General features: G+C 60.9%; 24 protein-coding genes. 11 read left to right on the top strand and 13 right to left on the bottom strand.

The features are described 5' to 3' along the window. Positions 1-882, top strand: a complete 882-nt coding sequence (locus C1N62_RS17685) for a LysR family transcriptional regulator (protein WP_137765054.1) — start codon at positions 1-3, stop codon at positions 880-882. Here the strand turns inward: C1N62_RS17685 and C1N62_RS17690 are convergent. The 6 genes from C1N62_RS17690 to C1N62_RS17715 all read right to left on the bottom strand — a co-directional run bounded on the left by C1N62_RS17690 (position 879) and on the right by C1N62_RS17715 (position 4875). Beyond that, a complete protein-coding gene (locus C1N62_RS17690) occupies positions 879-1649 on the bottom strand; it encodes a DNA-binding transcriptional repressor (RefSeq protein ID WP_137765055.1) in 771 nt (256 codons plus the stop codon). The two genes, C1N62_RS17685 and C1N62_RS17690, sit on opposite strands and share 4 nt — an antisense overlap. Before the next feature lie 91 nt (positions 1650-1740). Beyond that, positions 1741-2103, bottom strand: a complete 363-nt coding sequence (gutM, locus tag C1N62_RS17695) for a transcriptional regulator GutM (RefSeq protein WP_137765056.1) — start codon at positions 2101-2103, stop codon at positions 1741-1743. Between the two features lie 45 nt (positions 2104-2148). Further along, positions 2149-2928 carry a sorbitol-6-phosphate dehydrogenase gene (gene srlD, locus C1N62_RS17700; protein ID WP_137765057.1) on the bottom strand — a complete coding sequence of 260 codons (780 nt, stop codon included), beginning with the start codon at positions 2926-2928 and terminating at the stop codon, positions 2149-2151. A gap of 13 nt (positions 2929-2941) precedes the next feature. Beyond that, a complete protein-coding gene (locus C1N62_RS17705) occupies positions 2942-3310 on the bottom strand; it encodes a PTS glucitol/sorbitol transporter subunit IIA (protein WP_137765058.1) in 369 nt (122 codons plus the stop codon). A 12-nt stretch (positions 3311-3322) separates the two neighbouring features. Beyond that, a complete protein-coding gene (locus C1N62_RS17710) occupies positions 3323-4312 on the bottom strand; it encodes a PTS glucitol/sorbitol transporter subunit IIB (RefSeq protein ID WP_137765059.1) in 990 nt (329 codons plus the stop codon). Between the two features lie 14 nt (positions 4313-4326). After that, on the bottom strand, positions 4327-4875 hold the full coding sequence (locus C1N62_RS17715; RefSeq protein ID WP_137765060.1) for a PTS glucitol/sorbitol transporter subunit IIC: 549 nt from the start codon (positions 4873-4875) through the stop codon (positions 4327-4329). 252 nt (positions 4876-5127) lie between these two features. On the opposite strand from C1N62_RS17715, the gene zapE reads away from it, so the two are divergent. Both zapE and C1N62_RS17725 read left to right on the top strand, forming a co-directional pair. Continuing rightward, complete coding sequence (gene zapE, locus C1N62_RS17720) at positions 5128-6159, top strand: cell division protein ZapE (protein WP_370465607.1); 1032 nt, start codon at positions 5128-5130, stop codon at positions 6157-6159. 163 nt (positions 6160-6322) lie between these two features. Continuing rightward, a complete protein-coding gene (locus C1N62_RS17725; protein ID WP_137765061.1) occupies positions 6323-6634 on the top strand; it encodes a hypothetical protein in 312 nt (103 codons plus the stop codon). A 16-nt stretch (positions 6635-6650) separates the two neighbouring features. On the opposite strand, the gene C1N62_RS17730 is transcribed toward C1N62_RS17725, so the two are convergent. From C1N62_RS17730 to C1N62_RS17740, 3 genes are all read right to left on the bottom strand, one after another. Next, a complete protein-coding gene (locus C1N62_RS17730; protein WP_137765062.1) occupies positions 6651-7742 on the bottom strand; it encodes a dienelactone hydrolase family protein in 1092 nt (363 codons plus the stop codon). 119 nt (positions 7743-7861) lie between these two features. Beyond that, on the bottom strand, positions 7862-10297 hold the full coding sequence (locus C1N62_RS17735; protein WP_137765063.1) for a glucose/quinate/shikimate family membrane-bound PQQ-dependent dehydrogenase: 2436 nt from the start codon (positions 10295-10297) through the stop codon (positions 7862-7864). A gap of 553 nt (positions 10298-10850) precedes the next feature. Beyond that, positions 10851-11603: an SDR family NAD(P)-dependent oxidoreductase gene (locus C1N62_RS17740; RefSeq protein ID WP_137765064.1), complete on the bottom strand. Its 753-nt coding sequence runs from the start codon at positions 11601-11603 to the stop codon at positions 10851-10853. A 126-nt stretch (positions 11604-11729) separates the two neighbouring features. On the opposite strand from C1N62_RS17740, the gene C1N62_RS17745 reads away from it, so the two are divergent. The 4 genes from C1N62_RS17745 (at position 11730) to bla (ending at position 14506) form a co-directional block, all read left to right on the top strand. Continuing rightward, positions 11730-12644: a LysR family transcriptional regulator gene (locus tag C1N62_RS17745; RefSeq protein WP_137765065.1), complete on the top strand. Its 915-nt coding sequence runs from the start codon at positions 11730-11732 to the stop codon at positions 12642-12644. Between the two features lie 143 nt (positions 12645-12787). Further along, positions 12788-13096, top strand: a complete 309-nt coding sequence (locus C1N62_RS17750; RefSeq protein ID WP_137765066.1) for an ADP-ribosyl-(dinitrogen reductase) hydrolase — start codon at positions 12788-12790, stop codon at positions 13094-13096. A 59-nt stretch (positions 13097-13155) separates the two neighbouring features. Further along, positions 13156-13524, top strand: coding sequence for a hypothetical protein (locus tag C1N62_RS17755; protein ID WP_137765067.1), 369 nt, complete (start codon positions 13156-13158; stop codon positions 13522-13524). A gap of 112 nt (positions 13525-13636) precedes the next feature. Beyond that, positions 13637-14506: a class A beta-lactamase gene (bla, locus tag C1N62_RS17760; protein ID WP_168195904.1), complete on the top strand. Its 870-nt coding sequence runs from the start codon at positions 13637-13639 to the stop codon at positions 14504-14506. A 47-nt stretch (positions 14507-14553) separates the two neighbouring features. Here bla and C1N62_RS17765 read toward each other — a convergent pair whose 3' ends face one another. The 4 genes from C1N62_RS17765 to C1N62_RS17780 form a co-directional block, all read right to left on the bottom strand. Further along, positions 14554-15561, bottom strand: coding sequence for a transketolase family protein (locus C1N62_RS17765; RefSeq protein ID WP_137765069.1), 1008 nt, complete (start codon positions 15559-15561; stop codon positions 14554-14556). After that, positions 15554-16408 (bottom strand): transketolase, encoded by an 855-nt coding sequence (locus C1N62_RS17770; protein ID WP_137765070.1) that lies wholly within the window; start codon positions 16406-16408, stop codon positions 15554-15556. The genes C1N62_RS17765 and C1N62_RS17770 overlap by 8 nt, the downstream gene beginning before the upstream one ends. Positions 16409-16422: 14 nt before the next feature. Then, entirely contained in the window at positions 16423-17721 is a 1299-nt protein-coding gene (locus C1N62_RS17775; RefSeq protein ID WP_137765071.1) for an MFS transporter, read from the bottom strand. 75 nt (positions 17722-17796) lie between these two features. Next, positions 17797-18546: an SDR family NAD(P)-dependent oxidoreductase gene (locus C1N62_RS17780; protein WP_137765072.1), complete on the bottom strand. Its 750-nt coding sequence runs from the start codon at positions 18544-18546 to the stop codon at positions 17797-17799. 193 nt (positions 18547-18739) lie between these two features. Here C1N62_RS17780 and C1N62_RS17785 point away from each other — a divergent pair, with 193 nt between their 5' ends. From C1N62_RS17785 to C1N62_RS17800, 4 genes are all read left to right on the top strand, one after another. Beyond that, on the top strand, positions 18740-19654 hold the full coding sequence (locus C1N62_RS17785) for a LysR substrate-binding domain-containing protein (RefSeq protein WP_137765073.1): 915 nt from the start codon (positions 18740-18742) through the stop codon (positions 19652-19654). A gap of 233 nt (positions 19655-19887) precedes the next feature. Continuing rightward, positions 19888-20628: a nitroreductase family protein gene (locus C1N62_RS17790; RefSeq protein ID WP_137765074.1), complete on the top strand. Its 741-nt coding sequence runs from the start codon at positions 19888-19890 to the stop codon at positions 20626-20628. A gap of 329 nt (positions 20629-20957) precedes the next feature. Then, positions 20958-21683, top strand: a complete 726-nt coding sequence (locus tag C1N62_RS17795; protein WP_137765075.1) for a gluconate 2-dehydrogenase subunit 3 family protein — start codon at positions 20958-20960, stop codon at positions 21681-21683. Between the two features lie 43 nt (positions 21684-21726). Further along, positions 21727-23496, top strand: a complete 1770-nt coding sequence (locus tag C1N62_RS17800) for a GMC family oxidoreductase (protein ID WP_137765076.1) — start codon at positions 21727-21729, stop codon at positions 23494-23496. Positions 23497-23500: the final 4 nt, after the last annotated feature.

Here is a 23500-nt window from a genome sequence, read left to right on the forward strand (position 1 = left end):
ATGAACCTGAAAGAGATCCATGTGTTCCTGATGGTCAGCACCACCCGCAGCCTGACGCAGGCGGCCCGCCGGCTGGAGATGACGCCGATGACGGTGTCACGCCGACTGGCGGCGCTGGAGGAGACGCTCGGCGTCCGGCTGCTGCACCGCACCACCCGCGCCATCTCCCTGACGCCGGAGGGCGAGGCTTTCCTGCCCTATGCCCATACGCTGGCCGAGGCGGAACAGGGCGCGCTCGGCCTCTTTTCGCCGCAGCAACAGGGCGCGAGCGGGCTGCTGCGCATTACCGCGCCGTCAGGGTTTGGCCGTCGCACCATCATGCCGCTGCTGCCCGCGCTGCTCACCGCCAACCCGGCGCTGCGCATCGACCTGCAATTGAGTGATGAGATCACGGACATCGTTGGGCTGGGCTATGACGTGGCGATCCGCATCGCCCCGCTGCGCGACTCCAACCTGATTGCCCGCAAGATTGCCGACAATCCACGCATCCTCTGCGCGGCCCCGTCCTATCTGGAGCGACATAACGCGCCGAGGGTGTTGCAGGATCTGGCGCACCACGCCTGCTTGCGGCTGACCAATGTGTTGCAGTGGAGTTTTCTGGATGGGGAGCAGCCCACCAGCATCAGCGTGGAGGGGCGGTTCAGCAGCAGCAACGTGGAGGGGGTGCGGGCGCTCTGCACCGCCGGGATGGGGCTGGCGCAGCTCACCGCCTGGGACGTGCGCGATGAGCTACACCGTGGGGAGCTGGTGGCGATCGCGCTGGAGGATGTTAGCCCGCAGAAGCTGGCGATTTGGGCGCTGTTCCCCTCCCACCGCTACCTGCCCACGCGGGTGACGCTGTTTCTGGATGCGCTCCAGCGGTCGATGGGCGAGACGGTTTAGGCCGATGGCGCGGCGATAATCAGCTCAATGCCCTTCTCGCGCAAACGCTCGGCGGTGGCCTCCGGCAGGTCGCTGTCGGTGATCAGCACGTCCACCGCGTCCAGCTGGCAGACCACGTTCGGGCTTTTGCGGCCAAATTTGGAGGCGTCCACCAGCAGGATGATCTTCTGCGCGGCGCGGCACATCGCCTGACTGACGGCAAACACCTCGTTGAAGGTGGTGACGCCTGCCTCCAGATCGACGCCGTCCGCGCCGATAAACAGCTTGTCAAAGCTGAAGTGGCTGAATGCCGACTCCGCCAGACTGCCGTGGAAGGAGGCGGAGGTGCTGCGGTAGGTGCCGCCCGGCATCAGAATCACCTGATCGTTGTCCAGCTCCACCAGCTCATTGACGATGCTCAGGCTGTTGGTCATCACGGTGAGCGTGTTGAACTGCGCCAAATGCGGCACCATCTGCAACACCGTACTGCCAGCGTCAAAAATCAGCGAGTCGCCCTCGTTGATCAGCGCGGCGGCCTCGGCGGCGATGCGCCTCTTCTTCTCAATATTGATTAACGTCTTGCGGTCGATGGGCTGGTCCCCCTCATCCCGATTCAGCATCACCCCGCCATAGGTGCGGATCACCGCTCCCTCCTGCTGCAACAGGGAGAGATCCTTGCGGATGGTGGTGCCCGTGGTGGCGAAGTGCACCGTAAGCTCCTCTACGGTGGTGCGGCCCCGCCCCTGGAGGTATTCGAGTATCTGTGCCTGACGCTGTTTTGGTTTCATTAAGCGGCCCTTTCAATCCTGACGTTTCCCAGCGGCATGGGCGGCCCGAATCGGGCGCGCAGACTGGGATAAGCTTTCAAAATGAAAGGTATCATCTTTTATTTAAAATCGCTAACGCCAGAGCGTCCGAGAGCGCCGGGTGATGCGGAAAGAGTGACGGCGGATCAATTTGCGCCAGCGGCAGGCCCATCACTTCCGTTAAGGGGCGTGGCTGGGCGAACACGGTCAGGCCGCGCAGCATAAAGCTGCCATTGACCCGGTCATCCTCATCCAGACTGACGGCCACCACCACCCGTGGGGCGAAGCGACCGCCCGCACGGCCAATGCCGACCCGCCCCTGTGCCGCCAGCGTGGAGAGCGCCCGGTTGAAGCGCCGGATTTGCAGCCACCCGAGGCCAATCTGCCCCAACCACGCCAGCATGGCGCAGAGGATTAACGCGTTGACTGATGCCACTCCCTACCTCCTGAAAACAACGGCAGCACGCGGCTGCCGGATGGGTCAGAACATCACCTGTCCACCGGTGACATTGATGGACTGGCCGGTGCAGTAGGCGGCCTTCTCGCTGGCGTAGAACAGCAGGATGTTCAGCACGTCCTGATAGTCGCAGCCCCGCTTGAGCGGCACCTTGTCGATGTAGTGCTGCTCCACCTGCCCCGGCGCGAGGCCGAGTTTCTCCGCATATTGTGGGATCAGCGACTGGAACATCGGCGACTTGAGCAGGTTGCCCAGCATCAGCGAGTGGACGGTGATGCCATACTCCGCCAGATCCAGCGCCAGTGATTGGGTCAGCCCCACGCCACCAAATTTGGCGGCGCTGTAGCCGGAGTTGTGTTTGCTGCCCACTTTGCCGGACTTGGAGTTGATCTGGATAATCCGCCCGCCGTTGCCGTCGCGGATCATCAGCTTGGAGAACTCTCTGGCACAGAGGAAGTACCCGACCAGATTGACCTGTAAGGAGAGGTCAAAATCATTCAGCATAAACTGGGTGATGGGCGCGGCACGGGCGACGCCCGCGCTGTAGACCAGCAGATCGCTGCGCCCAAAGGTTTCATCCACTGCCCGCGCCAGCGCCATGACGCTCTCTTCATCCGTGGCATCCACGCGCAACCCCACCGCGCGCCCCGCGCCGTAACGCTGGTTGATCTCCTCCGCCAGCGCGTGGGCATTGCCGACATTCAGATCGGCAATCGCGACCCGATACCCCTCTTTTGCCAGCCCCTCACTCAGGAAAGCCCCCAGTGTCTGACCACCCCCGATGACTACTGCAACCTGATTCATTTTAATCTCCTGATTAATCGCTCAATACACGAAAGGTCTGGCCCGGTGCGATGGTACGCGGCAGGGTGCCAGCGACATGCACGCAGCCCGGAAACTCAGCCACCGCTGCCCCATCAAAGCGCAGGGTGATGTGTCCCAGCTCACGCAGGTTTTGCGTTGCCACCTCGCCCACCGCCGTGACCGGGTAACGCTGCTCACCGATGGCAACCACTGCACCGGCCGCGACTGGCCCGCCTTGGTTGATGGCTGGCCGGTGGATAAAGCAGTACTCCGCCACCTCTTGCGGCGCGCCCTCGCCAAAGGTGATAAGGAAGTTCTCCTCCAGCGACTCACGCGCGCAGGCACCGACGGCGGTAAAGGTGGATTCATAAAGGGTTTGCATGGTCACTCCTGTTTACGATTGATAGATAAAGCCGGACACCGCCCACGCCAGCAGGACAGTGGGCGCGCCGGTCAGGAAGCGCCCCACCAGCACCGAGGGCACGCCCACCCGCACCGTCTCCTGCTTGGCGTTCGCCAGCGACAGGCCGACCGGGATGAAGTCACAGGCCGCCTGCGCATTGATGGCGAACAGCGCTGGCAGTGCCAAATGCGGCGGGATATTGCCAAGGCCAATCTGCACGCCGACCAGCACGCCGATGATTTGTGAAATCACCGAGCCGGGGCCAAGGAACGGCGACAACAGCGGGAAGGAGCAGATCAGCGCCAGCGTCACCAGCCCCACCGGGCTGCTGGCAAGCGGCGTCAGGCCGTGCGCCAGCAGATCCCCCAGCCCGGAGGCCATGATGATGCCGATCAGCGCCGCCACGAAGGCCATGAACGGCAGGATGGTTTTGATCACGGTGTCGATGGTTTCGCGCCCGGCCTGAAAGAAGACCGCCACCACCGAGCCAACGCCCATGCCCACCTTGGCGAGCAGGCCGTCGCTCTGCTCAGTGATCTTTTTGCTGCTGTCATACTCCCGCCCGGTGGCCGGGGCGCGCTCCGGCACCGGCCGCAGCGCGGGCGCATCGGCGTCATTGGCCGCGCGGATGTCCGTGGCGCGCACGCCGGAGACATAGATGTCCTCGGTGATGAACTGCGCCAGCGGGCCGGATTTGCCGGTAGCGTGGATATTGATGGTCGGGATACGGCGTTTCGGGTAGAGGCCGCAGCGCAGCGTCCCGCCGCAGTCGATCACCGCCACGCCAATCTCCTCCAGCGGCGGCTCGCCCTCCTTGAAGCCGTCCACCGCTTCCCAGCCGGTCAGCTCGCGCAGCCGATCGACGATGGCTGGCCGGGAGCCGGCGGTGACGTAGACAATTTTTTTGCCGGGGGTGGCGTTCAGGAACAGTGGGCCGCCCCAGCCGCTCTCGCCCTTGTGAATCTCAATGGTGTTGGCCATGTTGCACTCCGCGCTTAAAGACGAACCTGGCGTTCAAGCTGCACGCCCATTTTCCGTTCAAAGTAGGTGGTGGTGAGGTCAGTGACCCAGCCACGGAAGAAGTTCGAGACCATGCCGACCAGCAGGTAACTGATCGCCAGCGGGCCGAGCGGCAGGTTCAGCGTGGTCAGGCCGCTGGCGATGCCAAGGTAGACAAACAGCTCACCGGGATTGATGTGTGGAAACAGGCCGTTCATGGAGTGGCAACTGTAGGAGGCCGCCGCGTAGTAGCTGGGCTTATAGCGCTCTGGCATGAATTTGCCCAAGCTGTGGGTCATCGGGTTGCAGAAGACAAAGGTGCCGAAAGTCGGCAGCAGCAGGTAGCGTGACACCGGGTTGCCAGCGCAACGCTGCGCCAGTGCCTCGATCCGGCGCTGGCCGACAAACACGATCAGCGCATTCATGATCACCAGCAGGCTGATCAGCAGCGGCAGGATGCCAGTCACCATGCCAAGGAACACCTCCCCGCCCTTCTGGAACAGCCCGATAAACCACTCGGCGCCGTGCGTAATACTTTCAATCATTGTGAAACTCCTTCGCGTAGGGAACAGCTGAAGATTCTTATTCACCGCGAAGATAAGTTAGATCAGAAACCGAGCATAAAAAAGCATTCAGATCACAAAACGACACCAAAAACTTTTATTTTGAAAGATTAAATGAAAGGTAAAATCTTTCATCTTTCATTTGGGTGGTCTGATTGACGCAATTTTCGCCGCTATCGCATTTATGGCGAAGCGGTTACTATTCACCATAAGGATGAATGGAGGAGAGAAGCCATGTGGCGCAGGAAGAGAAGCGTGGAGTATCAGTTTGGCGAGGCCATGCAGGCCCATGCGGCGGCGCATCACCTGACACTGGATGCTGACCAGCAGGTGTTGATTGCGCACCTGGCGCAACTGGTGGAGGGTTTTCTGGCTGGCGCACCGCCGTTTGATGGCCTCTACGTTTGGGGGCGGCCGGGGCGCGGCAAGAGCTTTATCGTCGATTACCTGTTTGCCACCGCGCCCATCGCCAGCAAAAAGCGCGTGCACTTCCATGCCTTCTTCCGTGATCTGCACCGGCAGATGGCGGTCACCGGCAAATCGCTGGAGCAGGTACTGGCGACCGAGTTAAAGGGGTGCGAACTGCTCTGCTTTGACGAGTTTCACCTCAATGACATTGGCGACGCCATGCTGATCAAGCAGTTGCTGGAGCAGGTGTTCCAGCGCCGGATGCTGCTGATTGCCACCTCCAACCAGCCGCCCGATGGGCTGCTCGCCAACCCGCTCTACCACGCCCGCTTCCTGCCCGGCATCGCGCTGATCAAACAGCATATGGATGTGGTGTCACTCAATGGCGAAACGGACTACCGCACTCACCAGAGTGAGACGCACGGGGATTTCAGCCAGGGCGGCTACCTGTTGCCCGGCACTTCGGCGCAGCGTGATGCCCTCCAGCTTCCGTCGCCAGCGGCGGAGCCAACGCCGGTGCCGGTCGGCAGCCGCACGCTCTTTACCCTCTCCCCGCCCGACGCCTTTTTGCACTTTGCGTTTGCGGCGCTGTGCGACGCGCCCACCGCCATCATGGACTACCTCACGCTGTGCGAAACCTATCACCAGTGGGTGATTGAGGATCTGCCGCCGCTGGGCACGGTCTCCCCGGCGGTGCAGCAGCGGTTTATCAACGTGATTGACGTGCTGTATGAACAGCAGTGCCGCCTGTTTATCACCTCCACCTGCCCGCTGGCACAGCTTGGCGAGGGCGTGGAGCTGACCGATATCCAGCGCACGCTGAGCCGGTTGTCGCAATTACCACTGTTGACCGCCTGACGCAAAGGTGTCGCCCTTGGCGACTTATTGCTGTCATTAATGTCTGCAATAATCACCCATTGTTGGCATAAATAAGTATGTTGTAATTATTTGCAGGGTAATGCTTCGCCACCGATTTTCCCGGTGGTTGCTACACTTACCCCTTTAACCGAAGGAGCCATCCATGAAACGCGTACAACTGATTGAGACCGTGCTGATTGGTGAAGACAACCACCCCAGCCATAAATATGAAATCTACGGCACCGATAAACAGACCCCGGAGTACGCGCTGATCCTGGAGCGCCAGCCCGATGGCCATAGCTGGGTGGAGAGCCATGAGACGCTGAGCCTGACCGTGCAGGAGGAGAAACAGGAGGCCAGTAGCACCATGGACTATGGCTACAGCGACAGCGCACCGGCGCTGCGCGATTTGGTGGGTGAGGCCATCGAGCGTTGCGAGTCGCACTGGCAGGAGCACGGCAACACCAAACACTGAGGCCCGGCTCCCGCTGCTAAGGTTTGAGCCAGCGCTCAAACCACTCAAATACCGCCTGCTGTTGCGGGCGGTCAAACCGGTGGCCCAGCCCCGGCCAGAGGCGCGTGTCGAGCCGCTCCGGCACCTGCTGGGAAGCCCAGACGCGCGCCACCTTTTCATAGCCTGCCCTGACCGCTTCCGGCGGGAACATGGCGTCCTCTTCCCCATTGATCAACAGCAGTGGCCGCGGTGCGGCCAGCGCGGCGATGTCCGGGATATCAAGTTGCGCCGGGATGCCGGGATGGACGGTGTAGAAGGCTGACTGCCCGCGCAGCAAATTATTGCCCGGCGCGATCAGCCCCGGATAGCTACCGAACCAGCCGAGGGCGGCGGTGGCAGCGGCCTGCTCGGAGAGCGCCGCCAGTTGCCAGGCGCGGAACCCGCCCAGCGAGAAGCCCAGCACGCCGACGCGCTGTGGATCGACGCCTGACAGCGAAGCCAAAAATGCCAGCGCGCGCATATCCTCATAGGCCACCTCCCCGGCCAGCGATCGCCCCAGACAGAAGTAGTTGCAGGCCAACGCCTGCTGCTGCTCGTAGCTTAACGGGCCGCGCTCGCCCCAGCCGCGCATATCCACCGCCAGCACGACGTACCCACGTTTCGCCAGCTCGTCCCCGATAAAGCGCCCGCTGTAGTAGCGATCCGCCCAGAGGTGGGCGGCGGCCAGCTGCGCGCGGTCGCCCCACGGACGGATCAGCTTCTCTTTACCGATGCTGAACTCCGCGCCATGATCGTGCAGCAGCAGCACCGCCGGGCGCGGGCCGGGACGGTTGGGGCGCAGCAACAGCGCCGGGACGCGGCTCTCGTCGGTAATGTTGAAGTGGATCTTGCGGGCGCGGTAGCTGCCGCGTGGCTGGTCATCCACCAGCCTCGGCTGGAAGGGGCGGTGCGACTCCGGCATCAGCAGGGCGGCGCGCAGCGTCTGTCGCGTCTGCGCGCGCCACTCGGCGAAGTCCTCAAACTGGTTGGCGAGCCAGGAGCCGGGATAGGTGTTCTGCGCCGCAATCTGTGCGTAGTGGCCCGGCAGGCACCCTTCAACAATCCCCGGCGTGGGGGGCAGTGGCGGCATGGCAGCCTCCCTCTTGATGGAAAAGCGCTAAGCAATAACAAATTTTGCCGCTGGAAGAAACGCAAAAAAAACGGCCCTCCACAGGGAGGGCCGTTGTCAGGGTCACAACGCGTGGACGATTACTTATCCAGTGCGTAAGCGATCACGTAGTCACCACGATCCGGGGACTGGCGTGCGCCGCCCGCGGAGATCAGGATGTACTGCTTGCCGGTGGTCGGTGAGACGTAGCTCATCGGGCCACCCTGGCTGCCCACAGGCAGACGCGCTTTCCACACTTCCTTACCGGTGGAGGAGTCAAACGCACGCAGGTAGTAGTCCTGCGTACCGGCGATGAACACCAGACCACCTTGGGTTGCCAGCGTGCCACCCAGCGTCGGCATCCCGACCGGCATTTGGGCTTTCATCTTGATGCCAAACGGGCCGGTGTCCTGCACCGTACCCACCGGCACCTGCCAGACGATCTTCTGGGTCTTCAGGTCAATCGCGGAGAGCGTACCGAACGGCGGTTTCTGGCACGGAATGCCCAGCGGCGACATGAAGCGGTTTTTGTTCACCGCATACGGCGTGCCTTTCAGCGGTACCGCGCCCATGCCGGTGTTGATCGCCTCACCACCGTTGCTGCCACGGGAGATGGCGCTGGTGTCAGCCGGGATCATCTGCACCCACAGGCCCAGACGCATATCGTTGACGAAGATGTAGTGGTTGTTCGGGTCGGTCGACAGGCTACCCCAGTTCATGCCACCCAAGGAACCTGGGAAGCTGAGGGACTTGTCGGTGCCCGGCACGGTGAACAGGCCGTCATAACGCATGGACTTAAAGGCCACGCGGCAGACCAGCTGGTCAAACGGCGTTGCGCCCCACATGTCAGACTCTTTCAGGGTCTCCGAGCCAATCTGCGGCATACCTACCGAGAAGGGTTGGGTATCCGGGTACTGCTCATCCTTGATATCACCCTTCTTGACCGGCAGCTCTTTCACTTCGGTCAGTGGCTGGCCAGTCAGGCGATCCAGCACGAAGATCTGGCCCGACTTGGTGCCAAACACCACGGCTGGCTTGCTGCCGCCCGCTTTCTGCGGGAAGTCGATCAGGCTCGGCTGCATCGGCACGTCGAAGTCCCACAGATCGTTATGCACGGTCTGGTAGACCCACTTCTCTTTACCGGTGGCGGCATCCAGCGCCAGGATGGAGGTGGCGTATTTGTGGTCCAGCGGGGTGCGGTTGCCGCCCCACAGGTCAACGGAGGAGCTGCCCATCGGGATAAACACGGTGTTCATCGACGGATCATAGGACATCGGCGCCCAGGAGTTCGGGGTGCTGCGCGCGTAGTTCTGGCCCGGTTGCAGACGCATGTTCGGATCCTGGTTGCCCGGATCGAACGCCCAACGCATAGCACCGGTGATCACGTCAAAGCCGCGCAGCACGCCGCCCGGCATGTCAGTCTGCACGTTATCCGCGATACGGCCGCCCACCACCACAGTGGTGCCCGCGAGGGTCGGCGCGGAGGTCAGCTGGTACATTGGGTCTTTCGCATCACCCAGACCTGCTTTCAGATCAACTTCACCGTTGTTGCCGAAGGTCTGGCAGATCTGGCCGTTGTCCGCGTTGATGGCGATCAGGCGCGCGTCAATGGTGTTCATCACCAGACGGCGCTGGCAGGTGTCACCCGCTGGCAGTACCGGCGCCGGGACTGGCGTGGAGCCAGGCACGGAGGGCTGGGTCAGCGGCTGGGTGGCATCAAAGTAAGCCAGCCCACGGCAGCGGTTCCACACTTCCGCCTGCGCGTTCACTTCATGGCGCCAGATCTCTTTGCCACTGTCGGCATTCACGGCGATCACGTTGTTGTGCGGAGTACACAGGAAGATGCGGTCACCCACTTGCAGCGGGGTCTGCTGGTCTTCCGCGCCATTGCCGGTCGGGCTTTCTGGCACGTCGCCGGTGTGGAAGGTCCAGGCTACTTTCAGATCTTTCACGTTGTCACGGGTGATCTGATCCAGCGCGGCGAAGCGGCTGCCGCCCGGCGTGTTGCCGTAGTTTTCCCAGTTCTTCTGCTCTTTGGCCTTCTCAACCGGCACCAACGGAAGCGGTTTACCTTCAAACGCCACTGTCGGGTGCGGCTGGAACATCTGGAACAGGGTCACCACCATGCCGAGGGCGATCACGACCGCCGAAGCATAGGAGAAGGTTGCCAGCGGCGCTTTGCCTTCACGCTTGCGCAGCGCAGGCCAGGTGGCGAATGCCACGACCATCATGCCCGCCGGCACCATCAGGCGGGAAACCAGCGGCCAGAAGTCGAGGCCGACTTCCGCCAGCGCCCAGATCAGGGTGCCGACAAAGGCCGCCAGGAACAGCGCCACTGCGGTGGATTTGCGGCGGAAGAACTGGATTGCCGACAGCACAATCACGATACCCGCAATCAGGAAGTACCAGCTCCCGCCAAGGGCAGCCAACTTGCCCCCGCCGATGGCGAAGAACAGGCCGGTGGCGAGCAGCACCAGCCCAAACAGTACAGACCATATGCCCAGCGCCTTAGAACGGCGGGCAGTATTTTCAGCCATAACACTAACTCCTGGAGAAATCGCGTGGCGTCCATCCCTTCACCGGACGGCGAAGACGTGGATGTTCAGCACGTTATTTCGGGACATAAAAAAGACGGATTGTTTCCGAGGTAAACACATCATGAGGCAAAAAAGAGTGATAACTGCGGGGTGCCCCATAAAGCGGCAAGAGTGTACCACTTGGTACATATTAAAGTGAATAACCCATAACAGTAAGGCTACCTGTTAATAGCAATTTTGCTACAAAAAAACGGTAATTCTTTTGCCGAAGTGAGAGGAAGAACAAAGGGATGCCGGTATGACAGGGATGCAGAGAAATATTCTGCCGGAATGGCGTGTAACATTCCAGTGACAACAGAGTCGTAAGCCTTATCTTTCATTTGCTTATTTTGCCGCCCAATTCACCCCATTCGAATCATGTGGGTACATTTTGCTGGATTTGTGGTCAGTGCGGATAAAGGGAAAAATCGCAAGGGAGGGCATTGCCCTGAACGTCCCATAAAGGAGAGGCCCCTGACAGGCCGGACGGCCTATCAGGGGGGAGGCGCAACCATCAGATCTGTACCATACCGCCGTCAACAAACAGTTCGACGCCGTTGATATAGCTGGCATCTTCAGAGGCCAGGAACAGCACTGCCTTGGCGATCTCCTCGGGCTGGCCAACGCGCCCGGCCGGGATCAGCTCAGAGAGGGAGGCTTTGGTGCCCTCGGCCTGATCGCCACCGCCGAACAGTTCGTTCAGGCCAGCGGTTTCGGTGACGCCGGGGCTGATGGCGTTGACGCGGATGTGGCGCGGCTTCAGATCCAAAATCCAGTTGCGGGCGAAGTTGCGTACCGCCGCCTTGGTAGCGGAGTAGACGCTCAGCGCCGGTGTGCCGGAGATGCTGGTGGTTGAGGAGGTGAGCACCACCGCCGCGCCGTCGCGCAGCAGAGGCAGCGCCTTCTGTACGGTGAACAGCACACCCTTGACGTTGGTATCAAAGGTCTGCTGGTAGTGCTCCTCAGTGATCGCCCCCAGTGGCGCGAACTCCCCACCGCCGGCATTGGCTACCACCACGTCAATCTGGTCATGCTGTTGCTGCACGGCATCATACAGCCGGTCAATGTCTGCCAGTTTGCTCATGTCACCCTGTACGCCAGTTACCTTACCGGCGATCTGGCTGACTGCGCGGTCGAGTGTCTCCTGACGACGGCCAGTGATAAACACGGAGGCGCCTGCCGCCGCAAAAGCCTGTGCCGTTGCCAAACCAATACCGCTGGTGCCACCGGTAACCACTACTACTTTATTGTCGAAGGTCTGTGCCATTTTCGTATTCCTCATGATGTGTTGGGGGAGTGTGTTGCGTTGAAAACAGACTAACACTGGTTTGATCGTGCAAATAGTAGGCAATTATGGTACTCATCGTTCTTTTCATGGAACGATGGAGCGGCAATGCGTACTGACCTGAACGACTATCTCTACTTTGCGGAAGTGGTGGCGCACGGCGGTTTTGCCGCTGCCGGGCGGGCGCTGCATGAGCCAAAATCCAAGCTCAGCCGTCGGGTGGCGGGTCTGGAGGCACGGCTGGGCGTGCGGCTGATTGAGCGCACCAGCCGACGTTTTCAGGTGACCGAGGTAGGGCAGGCATTCTATGCCCACTGCCGCGCCATGCTACTGGAGGCGGAGCGGGCCGAGGCGGCGATCGCGGAAAGCCGCGCCGAGCCACATGGCCGCGTGCGGTTTAGCTGCCCGACCGGCATGGTGGAGGTGGTCTCCGGCATTGTCTCAGCGTTCCTCCACCGCTACCCCCGCGTCAAGCTCCAGCTGATCGCGCTTGACCGGCCAGTCGATCTGATTGGCGAGCGCATTGACGTGGCGCTGCGTATCCGCACCTCCCTGACCAGCGATGCCGAATTGATCATGCGTTCCCTCGGCCACTCCCGGCGCATTTTGGTGGCCGGGCCACATCTGGCCGCGCGGCTGGGTGCGGGCGTGGAGGCACTGGCGCACCTCCCCACGCTCGGCACCCATGACGAACCGGGTGAGATGGAGTGGCAGCTGGAGACGGACACCGGCGACACCCACACCCTGCGCCATGAGCCGCGCATGACCTGCGGCGACTTTACCGCGGTACGCGCGGCAGCCATCGATAATCTGGGCATCGCGCTGTTGCCAGACCATATCTGCCGCGCGGCGCTGGAGGCCGGGGAGTTGGTGCACCTGTTACCGCAATGGCGCGGCCAGCAGGGGCTGGTGCATCTGGTCTTCACCACCCGCCGCGGCCTGCCCCCCGCCGTCCGGGCCTTTATCGACGCGCTGGCCACCCACTTCCCCAGCGGCGTACTGGTGCCAACGGGGAGGAGATGAGGTCGTAATATCCCCGGCATGGCACCCTGTATATACATCATAATAAAAGATTAAAAATTAATGATTAATATATTGATATTAATCAATTTATTAAAAATTACAATTGTATATACAGTTGGGCTATACTTATCAAGGGGAAAGATATGGAGCTTCATGTTGATGCTGGCATTGAGCACAAAATCACGGTTGCACATGGTGTTTCCGTGGATGAGGTTAGGGAATGTTTCTATAACCGCACTGGCCGACTGCTTTATGATACCCGGGAAAAAAACCTGACAGTACCTGTGACCCAATGGTTCATTGCCGAGACGAACCGGGGAAGATGGATAAAGGTCTGCTTTATTCCTTGTGGCGAAGGAAACCCGGTGGGTAAACCCATCCTGAAAACGGCTTACCCTCCCAATGAGCAGGAGATTTCCCTCTACCAGAAATATGGCTATCGCCCTATATAATCGCGACGTCTGAATGCCCTGCCTACGGAATAGGGTGTTGATACGTTCAGAGGAATAACATGATGAAAACTGACTTTGATCTTATTGCGAAAGATGCCGAACAATGGGAAAACCGTGATCTGGGTGCGTCGGAAGAGCACGTTGCCGTCGTTCCTGACAAGGAAGATGCAGCCATTGATGACCAACTGGGTCTTCAGGCAATTTCAATCCGGTTGCCTAAATCCTTGATTGTCCAACTCAAGGAGATTGCCGCCCGCCATGAAATCGGCTATCAGCCAATGGTGCGTGACCTGCTCAACCGATTTGCCCAAGCAGAACAAAAGAAATACTTGCTTGACTGTCTGAGCCAGGTACAGGCCGCAGAGAAAGCGTTGGACGACACCTCCCCTGTCTCCGACTTTATTGAAAATATCAAAAAACAGGCTTGAGGCTAGAACCTGCCCTGAGCGGGTTTAGAGTATTAACCCGCTTTTGTAATTCGTTTTCAGATAGTTTCCCTGCATTCAACCCTTTAAGCTGCCGCCACAATAACCCCCAAGGATGACCATGAGACGTTCACTTTTTATCGCCACGGCCCTGCTGCTGGCGGCACCGGCACTGCAGGCCAAAAGTTCCCTTCCCCATTCACAACTCCAGCAGCAGCTGGCAGAGCTGGAGCAGCGCAGCGGCGGGCGGCTAGGCGTGGCGCTAATTGATACGGCCGATAACTGGCAGTTCAGCTACCGGGGCGCGGAGCGCTTCCCGATGTGCAGCACCAGCAAGGTTATGGTGGCGGGGAAATTGCTGAAACAGAGTGAGCATGAGCCGGGCCTGCTGGGCCAGCGGGTCGACATCCACGACAGCGATCTGGTGAACTACAACCCCATTACCCAGCAGCACGTCGGCGGTAGCATGAGCTGGGGCGAATTGAGCGCCGCGGCACTGCAATACAGTGACAATACCGCCATGAACAAGCTGCTCGGTGGGCTGGGCGGGCCGCAGCACATTACTGCCTTCGCCCGGACGCTGGGCGACTCCCAGTTCCGGCTGGATCGCACCGAGCCTACGCTCAACACCGCCCTGCCCGGCGATCCGCGTGACACCACCACTCCAGTGGCGATGGCGGAGAGCCTGCGCAAGCTGGCACTCGGCAGTGCGCTCGCTGCCCCCCAGCGCGAACAACTGGTGGTCTGGATGAAGGGCAACACCACCGGCAAGGCCAGCATCCGTGCCGGCCTGCCAGCGGAGTGGCAGACGGCGGACAAAACCGGCTCCGGCGATTACGGCACCACCAATGACATCGCCGTGATCTGGCCGAAAAACCACGCCCCGCTGGTGCTGGTCACCTACTTCACCCAGCCCCTGCCGGACGCCGCAGGCAACAAAGCGGTGCTGGCAGACGCCGCACGCATCGTGACGCAGGGTTATTAGAGAATCCATTAATAAGAAAACCCGCCGGGCAACCGGCGGGAGAGGGGTTACAGCCAGCTGCGGATCTGGCGGATCACTTCGTTGGTTGAGAGGCCGTAGCGGTCATGCAGGGTCGGCAGCGCGCCAGCATCCAGGAAGGCGTCGGGCAACGCAATCTGGCGGAAGGTGGGGGTGACGCCGTTGCGCAGCAGCAGCGAGGCCACCGCCTCCCCCAGCCCGCCGACGATGGAATGGTTCTCCGCTGTTACCACCAATCGCCCCGCAACCCCCGCCTCGCGCAGGATCGTCTCTTCATCCAGCGGCTTGATAAAGGGCGAGTGCACCACCGCCACGCTGACGCCCTCTCTCTCCAGCGCCTCGGCGGCCTCCAGCGCGCGCATGGTCATCAGGCCGCTGGCTATCACCACCACGTCCCGCCCGTCGCGCACCCGCTGCGCTTTGCCAAACTTGAACTCATAACCATAGCGATCGAGCACCAGCGGCACCTTGCCGCGCAGCAGCCGCATATAGACCGGGCCGTCGTGATCCGCCATCGCGGGCACCGCCTGGGCGATCTCCAGCGCGTCGCAGGGGTCGATGATGGTGAGGTTCGGCATCCCGCGGAAAATGGCCAGATCCTCCGTCGCCTGATGGCTGGGGCCATAGCCGGTGGTCAGCCCCGGCAGGGCGCAGGCGATTTTGACGTTCAGGTTCTCCTCGGCAATCGCCATGCAGATAAAGTCATAGGCGCGGCGTGAGGCGAAGACCGCGTAGGTGGTGACGAACGGCGTGAAGCCCTCGCGCGCCATGCCCGCCGCCGCGCTCATCAGCAACTGCTCCGCCATCCCCATCTGGTAGAAGCGATCCGGGAAGGCCTGCGCGAACAGGTGCAGGTCGGTGTATTTGCTGAGATCGGCGGTGAGGCCGACAATCTCCTCGCGCCGCCGCGCCAGCTCCACCAGCGCATGGCCGAAAGGCGCGGCCTGCGTTGGCTGCCCCTCCGCCGCGATGGAGGCGATCATCGCCGACGTCGTCAGGCGTTTTTTGCTCTCTTGCAGGTTCACAGAATCAGCCATGGGCCTTCCCTCCTCTCTCCAGTACCGCCAGCGCCTCGTCCCATTCATGTTCATCGACGCGGATAAAGTGGGTCTTCTCTCGGTTCTCAAGGAAGCCCACGCCCTTGCCCATTTTGGTATCACACAGGATCACGCGCGGCTGCGGCCCATCATGGCGGCGCGCGGCATCAAACGCGCTGACCAGCGCCTCCAGATCATTGCCATCCACCCGCTGGGCGAACCAGCCGAACGCCTGCCAGCGCGCCAGCGCCGGCTCGAATGCCAGAATCTCCGAGGAGTGGCCATCCGCCTGCTGGTTGTTGATGTCCACCAGCGCGATCAGGTTATCCAGCTTCAGATGCGAGGCGGACATCACCGCCTCCCAGGTAGAGCCTTCATTCAGCTCGCCGTCAGAGAGCAGGTTATAGACGAAGGCCGGATTGCCCTTGCGCTTTAGCCCAAGGCAGGCGCCCACGGCGATCCCCAGCCCGTGGCCGAGGGAGCCGCCGGTGATCTCCATGCCCGGCGTGTAGGCGGCCATGCCGGACATCGGCAGGCGGCTGTCATCGGTGCCGTAGGTCTCGCGCTCCTCCTCCGGCAGCACCCCCGCTTCCAGCAGCGCGGCATAGAGGGCGATGGCGTAGTGACCGATGGAGAGGTAGAAGCGGTCGCGCCCCTCCCACTCCGGCTCCTGCGGTTGGTAGTTAAGCGCATGGAAATAGCTGACTGCCAGCACATCGGCCACGCCAAGCGCCTGGCCGATATAGCCCTGCCCCTGCACCTGCCCCATCAACAGGGCATGGCGGCGGATATTCAGCGCACGCTGCGCCAGCGAGAGCGGCTGTGGCTGTGGTTGGGTTGAACTCATGAAATACCTCTCTATCAGCGGTTAACTTGGGCGGCCGGAATGCGCAGCACCAACAGGGCACCGGCGGCCAGAATCAGGGTGATCAGGTACATGCCCCACGCTGGGGAACCGGTGGCCGAACTGATGCCACCCACCAGATAGGGCGAGAAGAAGCCCGCCAGGTTGGCGAAGCAGTTGACGGCGGCGATGCCCGCGGCGGCGGAGACCCCGCCCAGCAGGTTGGTCGGCAACATCCAGAACAGCGAGGAGGCGGAGAGAATGCCCGCCGCCGCCAGACAGAGGAAGCCAACCGAGAGCATGACGTTGTGGCCGAACAGCGTCGCCAGCACCAGCCCGGCCGCCCCGGCGAACATCGGGATGATCATGTGCCAGCGCCGCTCGCGGTGGCGGTCGCCGCTGCGCCCGGCCAGCAGCATCACCACAATCGCGCACAGGTAGGGCACGCTGGTCATCAGGCCAATGTCGAGCGGCGCGGAGAGGCCAGCGTTCTTCACCAGCGTCGGCAGCCAGAAGGTGAGCGCGTACTGCCCCATCACCACGCAGAAGTAGATCATCGCCAGCAGCCACAGTCGGCGATCGCGAATGAAGGCCGCCACGCTGCCGTGGGTATGCTTGTGCTGGTTGTCGGCATCCAGATCCTCGCGCACCAGCCGCTTCTCATGCTCATCCAGCCAGGGGGCATCCTCCACCCGGTCTTTCATCACCATCAGTACCACCAGCCCCATCAACAGGGTGGGGATCGCCTCCAGCACGAACATCCACTGCCAGCCGGCCCAGCCATGCACCCCGTGGGCGCTCGACATAATCCAGCCGGAGAGCGGCCCGCCAATCATCCCTGACAGCGGGATGGCGATGAACCACAGCACCGTCATGCGCGCGCGGCGGCTGGAGGGGAACCAGTAGGTGAGATAGAGCAGCAACCCCGGTGCCAGCCCGGCCTCGGCCACGCCGAGCAGGAAGCGCAGCAGGTAGAACTGCCAGGTGGTTTCGACGAAGGCGAACATCGCGGAGATCAGCCCCCAGGTGATCATGATGCGGGCGATCCAGCGGCGCGCGCCGACGCGATGCAGGATCAGGTTGCTCGGCACCTCGAACAGGAAGTAGCCGATAAAGAAGATGCCCGCGCCCAGTCCATAGACCGTCTCGCTGAAGTGGAGATCGTCCATCATCTGCAATTTGGCGAAGCCGACGTTTACCCGGTCAAGGTAGGCGCAGAGGTAGCAGAGCATCAAAAACGGCATCAGCCGCCAGGCAATTTTGCGATAGGCGTTATCGCGCGCGGCCGAAACCGCGCTGATGTTTAGCGTTGTCATGGTTCACTCCTGAGACAGGCGGAGAGTCTCCCACCACGGCGGGAGGCCAGTGCAAGCCAGCGTTGGGCGCGCCCGTCAGTGGATCAACATGCCGCCGTTGACATCCAGGGTGATGCCGGTGAGGTAGCTGGAGAGATCGCTGGCGAGGAACAATGCGGCGTTCGCCACATCCTGCGCGGCACCCAACCGGCCGAGCGGGATGCCAGCGAGGATCGCGTGGCGGCGCTCATCCTGCATCAGGCCGCCAGTGATGTCGGTCTGGATCAGGCCGGGGGTGAGGCAGTTGACGCGGATCTGGTCGGGGCCGAACTCGCGCGCCATCGCCTTGGCCAGCCCCAGCACGCCCGCCTTGGCGGCGCTGTAGTGCGGCCCGCCGAAGATGCCGCCGCCGCGTTGCGCCGAGACGGAGGAGAGGCAGATGATGCTGCCCTTGCCCTGCTGGCGCATCGCCGGGATGACCGCCTGTGACATCAGCAGCGTGCCGCGCAGGTTGACGTCCAGGATGCGGTCGTAATCCTGCATACCGATCTCCAGCGTCTTCACTGGCTGGGTGATGCCCGCGTTATTCACCAGCACGTCGATGCGGCCATAGTGGTCAAGGATGCGCGCCACCGCCTGCTGCACCGAGGCGGGATCAGCCACGTTGGCCGCCAGCCCAAGATGGCCGCTGCCAACGCTCTCGGCCGCCGCCTGCGAAGCCTGTTCATCCAAATCCAGCACCACCACCCTCGCCCCCTGTTGGGCGAAGCACTGCGCGGTGGCACGGCCGATACCGCGTGGCGAGGCGGCACCGGTGATCACAGCAACTTTATCGGTCAGTAACATGGTTCACTCCTGAATTATTTTGTTATGTCGGTAGTGGCTACCGGTAGGGTCACGTTCAGGATTGAAGGCGGCGGCCTTTTAGGCAATATAAAAAAATTCAGTTGATGCTGAATTCACTTCAGGGTTTGATGGGGTTAACATTTTTGCTACATGAACCGGGACGATTGCCGCCCGCCCACAGGAGAGAAGTCGCATGACAGAGAAAAAAGCCGGGGGCCTGCCCTCCATCAAGGCCTTGCAGGTGTTCGAACAGGTGGCGCACTTTGGCAACGTGGCGCGCGCGGCGGAGGAGCTGAGCATCACGCCGTCAGCGGCCAGCCACCAGCTGGCCAAGCTGGAGCGGCTGGTGGGCGGATCGCTGTTCAACCGTAGCGCGCGCGGCGTGACGCTGACCCTGACCGGCGAGAGCTATCTGCGTGAGATCGGCGCGCTGCTGCTGCAACTGACGCACGCCACCGAGCGCATTAGTAACGAGGGGGAGCGGCGCGCCCTGCGCATCCACTGCGCGCCCAGTTTCGGGTTGCTGTGGCTGCTGCCGCGGCTGAAGGATTTCCGCGAGCGCCACCCGGAGTTGCAGGTTACGCTCTCTTGCTCCTACGAGAACCTCTCCTTCAGCCGCGACAACATTGATATCGCCATCCGCCACGGCTTCCCGGAGTGGCAGGCATTTGAGATCCGCACCATCCGCCGCGAGCAGGTGTCAGTGATGGCCTCGCCGGACTATCTGGCCCGCCAGCCCGTCCCCTCGCCAGAGGCGCTGTGCCACCACCCGGCGCTGATCCTGTCAGAGACTCCGCTGATCCAGTGGCCGCAGTGGTTCGCCGCGCATCACCTGCCGCAACCCTCCGCCCCGTGGCTGTTCAGCTTCGACCGCTCCTACATGAGCCTGGAGGCGGCCACGCTCGGCCACGGCATCGTGCTGGAGAGCGAGCTGCTGGCGCAGGATTACCTGCAACAGGGCAAGCTAGTGCGGCTCTTCCCGGCGGAGATGAGCGTACCAGTGAGCGCGCACCATATTGTCTATCCACGAGGTTTCAGCCAGCTGGCGCGCGTCAAACAGTTCCTGGCATGGATGAAAGCTGAACTCCCGGCCGAAGCCTCACCATAGTGGGGCCGGGTTTTCTCCACGGCCTTAACGCGGTGGTTGCCTGCGTCATCACGTCTTGGGGAACGTTATTTCACTGCGTTTGCAGTAATGCTTTTATTACGTTGTTCACTGCGTGTTTATTTATTTTTTAGTTTACATTTTGAAAAAAAGTTAATTAATTGCTGCGCACAATGAAACAATTAATTCACTAAGCTGCTTGCTAGAGTGATCAATGAATAAACCCGGAGATAACAATGAATTCTACAATTAAAAATTTGACTAACCATCGCAGCGAAAGAAGTTACCTTGATAAGGCCATTCCAGAAGAGGTGATCAACAATATCATTGAGGCCGCGTACCGTGCGCCGACCTCGGTCAACTCCCAGCAGGTGTCGGTGGTAGTGACCCGCGCCCAAGAGAACCGCAATAAGATTGCTGAGATCGCAGGCGGCCAGCCGTGGATCAAGCAAGCCCCGCTGTTCCTGACCTTTGTGCTGGATATGCACAAGTCTGAGCAGGCGATCAGCGCCCACGGCGGTGAGCAGCTGGCCCATGAGAGCATTGAGGCGCTGGTTTCCGGCAGCACAGACATCGGTATCGCGCTGGCGTCGGCCATGGCGGCCGCCCGTGCGGAAGGGCTGGGCGTGGTGCCTATCGGTGGTATCCGTCGTGACCCGGAGGCGATGATTGAGCTGCTGGCGCTGCCGACGCTGACCTTCCCAGTGGTGGGGCTGGCAATCGGGTATGTTGACCAACCGGCGCACCTGAAACCGCGCCTGCCGATGGCGACCTTCCGCCATGAGGAAGCCTACCGCACTGACGGCCTGGCTGAGCAGATCGAAAAATATAACGCTGACATCCAGCAGCACTGGAAAAATATTGGCCGTAATGATGGCGATAGCTGGAGCGAAAGCGTCGGCGGCTATTATAAAAACATCTATTTCCCGCAGGTTCTGCCGGCAGTGATTAAACAGGGCTTCGGCACCAAAAAATAATTTTCTGGGCGGAGGCTCTGGCTTCCGCCTATTATTTCCGTTCCCGACCCTCTCTGTAACATCTTCGCCCCACTGCCCGCCTGACCCGGTTAATAAACCACCATCTTTCGTTCGAAATCACACCATAGTTCAACAGAAGGTAAACCAGTTTACTAAGTTAACTATTTTTAATGAAATAATTTAGTTAAATTCCGCATCATTTTGTTACTTTTGTTCGTAACACTCCTGCGTTTCATGCCTTTACGTTAATTATTTAGAATGTAAACTAACGCGTTCTTAAAAACTTCTAAAAACAATTAACATTTATTTAATGTGAGAGTGTGTGATTTATGCTGCTCCAGAAGGAAACCACCCGCCGCAAGTTCTTGCTTGGGGCACTTGTCGCGTTACCCGTCAGCGACATGATCTTCAAGGGCCTGACCGCCGCACAAGCCGCTGAGATGGCCGCGCCGGAACTGGCTGACTATAAACCGATCTTCTTTACCCCCGATGAGTGGCAGTTTGTGCTGGCCGCTACTGACCGGCTGATCCCGGCCGGCGGCAATGGCAAGGCACCGGGCGCGCTGGAGACCAATGTGCCGATCTTCATCGACCAGCAGATGCACACGGACATGGGGCAGGAGATCTACATGCAGGGGCCATTCAATGCCCACGCCCCGGCCGCCATGGGCTATCAGCTGCCGTACACCCCGCAGCAGGTGCTGAAAAAGGGCATTGCCCTGACCAGCCAGCACTGCCAGCAGGCCCACCAGCAGCCGTTCCATGCCCTCTCCCAACAGGACAAAGACGCGGTGCTGACCCAGCTGCAAAAAAACGACGTGGACTTTGCCGCGCTGGGCGAGCCAGACCTGAAAGCCTCCCAGTTCTTCAGTGAGCTGCTCTCCAATACCAAGCATGGCTACCTCTCCGACCCGATGTATGGCGGCAACAAAGGCATGAAAGCCTGGATCGCCATCGGGTTCCCCGGCGCGCGCGCCAGTTACCTGGAGTGGGTCAAGCAGCACAACATTCCTTATCCGCTTGGCCCGGTCAGCATCAAGGGCGAACGCGCCTAAGGCGTGGGCAGAACATTTCTATTTTTGATTGGCAGAAAAAACAATGGCACAGCTAAATAAAAAAGAAGTCGATGTTGTCGTGGTCGGCCTGGGGTGGGCTGGCTCACTGATGAGCATCGAACTGGCAATGGCAGGGTTGACAGTGCGCGCGCTGGAGAAAGGCCCGGAGCGCAGTTATGAGGAGTTCGCCTACCCGAAACCGGCGGACGAGTATGCCTATGGGGTGCGCAACCGCGTGATGACCACGCCCGCCGAGTCAGCGGTGACGGTGCGTTACACCATGAATGACACGGCGCTGCCGACCCGTAAATGGGGCGCGTTTGTGCCGGGCGGCGGCGTGGGCGGCTCTGGCCTGCACTGGACGGGCGTGTTGATCCGCCCGACGCCGACCGACCTGAAACTGAAAACCTACGCCGATGAGGCCTACAAGCCGGGCATTTTGCAGGAAGACATGCGCGTCATGGACTTCCCGTTCACCTGGGATGAGATTGAGCCTTACTTCGACAAGTTTGAGCGCATCTGCGGCCAGTCCGGCAACACCGGCAACCTGCGCGGCAAAATCCTGGAGGGCGGCGATCCCTTTGAAGGCCCGCGCTCCCAACCGATGCCGCTGCCAGCGCTGGAGGATACGCTCAACAACGTGATGTTCGCCGAGGCGGCGAAAAAGCTGGGCTACCATCCGTTCCCCAACCCGTCAGCGGCGGTCTCCCGCGCCTGGACCAACCCGTATGGTAACCAGATCGCCCCGTGTAACTACTGCGGCTATTGCAGCAAGTACCCCTGCCTGAACTACTCCAAGGCCTCGCCGCAGACCGCGGTAATGGACGCCCTGAAGCGCATGGACAACTTCTCCTATGAAGTGAACGCCAACGTGCTGAAAGTGGTGCTGCATGATGACAAGAAGACCGCCAAAGGCGTGATCTACATCGACGAGCAGGGCAACGAGTGCTTCCAGCCCGCGAAAATCGTGGTGCTGAGCAGCTTCCAGCTCTACAACGTGCACCTGATGCTGCTCTCCGGCATCGGCAAGCCCTACAACCCGATCACGGAAGAGGGCGTGGTGGGGCGCAACTATGCGTTCCTGAGCAACGGCGGCGCGACCCTGTTCTTCAAGGACAAAAACTTCAACCCGTTCGCCACCTCCGGCCCGACCGGGCAGATGTTCAATGACATCTCGCCGGGCAACGTTGATGGCCCTGGGCTGGGCTTCATCGGCGGTGCCAAGATCCACAGTTCACAGGCCACCGGCACGCCTATCGGCACCGCGCTGCCCAAGGGCACCCCGAGCTGGGGCGCGGGCTGGAAAGAGGGGCTGGAGGAGTGGTATGGCCACTCGATGAAGATCAGCATCACCACCACCTGCATGTCCTATCGGGACATCTATCTGGATCTCGATCCGAACTACACCAATGAGCACGGCCAACCGCTGTTGCGCATGACCTTCAACTGGAAGCAGAACGAGCTGAAACTCCAGCAGTACCTGAAGGGCATCGTCGGCAACATCGCCAAGGAGCTGAACCCGGACAGTATGAGCATGAGCTTCCTGCCGATGGACGCCAATTTCGACCTCACCAAGTATGTCTCCACCCACAACGTGGGCGGCGCGGTGATGGGCGACGATCCGCGTACCTCCGCGCTGAACCGCTACCTCCAGAGCTGGGACGTGCACAACGTCTTCGTGCCGGGCGGCAACGCCTTCCCGCAGAACTTCCAGGCGAACCCGACCGACACCATCGGCGCGATCACCCTGATGGCGGCACAGGCGATCAAAGAACAGTATCTGAAAAACCCCGGTCCATTGGTGCAGGTGTAAGCGT

The sequence above is a fragment of the Nissabacter sp. SGAir0207 genome (genome assembly GCF_005491205.1).
In the GTDB taxonomy this organism is placed as follows: domain Bacteria; phylum Pseudomonadota; class Gammaproteobacteria; order Enterobacterales; family Enterobacteriaceae; genus Chimaeribacter.

Excerpts from the sequence above, each read along its gene's own strand:
- C1N62_RS17730 (WP_137765062.1), bottom strand. The coding sequence starts at position 7,742 with ATGCCGCCACTGCCCCCCACGCCGGGGATTGTTGAAGGGTGCCTGCCG.
- C1N62_RS17740 (WP_137765064.1), bottom strand. The coding sequence starts at position 11,603 with ATGGCACAGACCTTCGACAATAAAGTAGTAGTGGTTACCGGTGGCACC.
- C1N62_RS17705 (WP_137765058.1), bottom strand. The coding sequence starts at position 3,310 with ATGCAAACCCTTTATGAATCCACCTTTACCGCCGTCGGTGCCTGCGCG.
- C1N62_RS17745 (WP_137765065.1), top strand. The coding sequence starts at position 11,730 with ATGCGTACTGACCTGAACGACTATCTCTACTTTGCGGAAGTGGTGGCG.
- srlD (WP_137765057.1), bottom strand. The coding sequence starts at position 2,928 with ATGAATCAGGTTGCAGTAGTCATCGGGGGTGGTCAGACACTGGGGGCT.
- C1N62_RS17710 (WP_137765059.1), bottom strand. The coding sequence starts at position 4,312 with ATGGCCAACACCATTGAGATTCACAAGGGCGAGAGCGGCTGGGGCGGC.
- C1N62_RS17690 (WP_137765055.1), bottom strand. The coding sequence starts at position 1,649 with ATGAAACCAAAACAGCGTCAGGCACAGATACTCGAATACCTCCAGGGG.
- C1N62_RS17755 (WP_137765067.1), top strand. The coding sequence starts at position 13,156 with ATGATGAAAACTGACTTTGATCTTATTGCGAAAGATGCCGAACAATGG.
- C1N62_RS17785 (WP_137765073.1), top strand. The coding sequence starts at position 18,740 with ATGACAGAGAAAAAAGCCGGGGGCCTGCCCTCCATCAAGGCCTTGCAG.
- zapE (WP_370465607.1), top strand. The coding sequence starts at position 5,128 with ATGTGGCGCAGGAAGAGAAGCGTGGAGTATCAGTTTGGCGAGGCCATG.
- C1N62_RS17715 (WP_137765060.1), bottom strand. The coding sequence starts at position 4,875 with ATGATTGAAAGTATTACGCACGGCGCCGAGTGGTTTATCGGGCTGTTC.
- C1N62_RS17795 (WP_137765075.1), top strand. The coding sequence starts at position 20,958 with ATGCTGCTCCAGAAGGAAACCACCCGCCGCAAGTTCTTGCTTGGGGCA.
- C1N62_RS17725 (WP_137765061.1), top strand. The coding sequence starts at position 6,323 with ATGAAACGCGTACAACTGATTGAGACCGTGCTGATTGGTGAAGACAAC.
- C1N62_RS17780 (WP_137765072.1), bottom strand. The coding sequence starts at position 18,546 with ATGTTACTGACCGATAAAGTTGCTGTGATCACCGGTGCCGCCTCGCCA.
- bla (WP_168195904.1), top strand. The coding sequence starts at position 13,637 with ATGACCATGAGACGTTCACTTTTTATCGCCACGGCCCTGCTGCTGGCG.
- C1N62_RS17770 (WP_137765070.1), bottom strand. The coding sequence starts at position 16,408 with ATGAGTTCAACCCAACCACAGCCACAGCCGCTCTCGCTGGCGCAGCGT.
- C1N62_RS17775 (WP_137765071.1), bottom strand. The coding sequence starts at position 17,721 with ATGACAACGCTAAACATCAGCGCGGTTTCGGCCGCGCGCGATAACGCC.
- C1N62_RS17685 (WP_137765054.1), top strand. The coding sequence starts at position 1 with ATGAACCTGAAAGAGATCCATGTGTTCCTGATGGTCAGCACCACCCGC.
- C1N62_RS17735 (WP_137765063.1), bottom strand. The coding sequence starts at position 10,297 with ATGGCTGAAAATACTGCCCGCCGTTCTAAGGCGCTGGGCATATGGTCT.
- C1N62_RS17790 (WP_137765074.1), top strand. The coding sequence starts at position 19,888 with ATGAATTCTACAATTAAAAATTTGACTAACCATCGCAGCGAAAGAAGT.
- C1N62_RS17765 (WP_137765069.1), bottom strand. The coding sequence starts at position 15,561 with ATGGCTGATTCTGTGAACCTGCAAGAGAGCAAAAAACGCCTGACGACG.
- C1N62_RS17800 (WP_137765076.1), top strand. The coding sequence starts at position 21,727 with ATGGCACAGCTAAATAAAAAAGAAGTCGATGTTGTCGTGGTCGGCCTG.
- C1N62_RS17750 (WP_137765066.1), top strand. The coding sequence starts at position 12,788 with ATGGAGCTTCATGTTGATGCTGGCATTGAGCACAAAATCACGGTTGCA.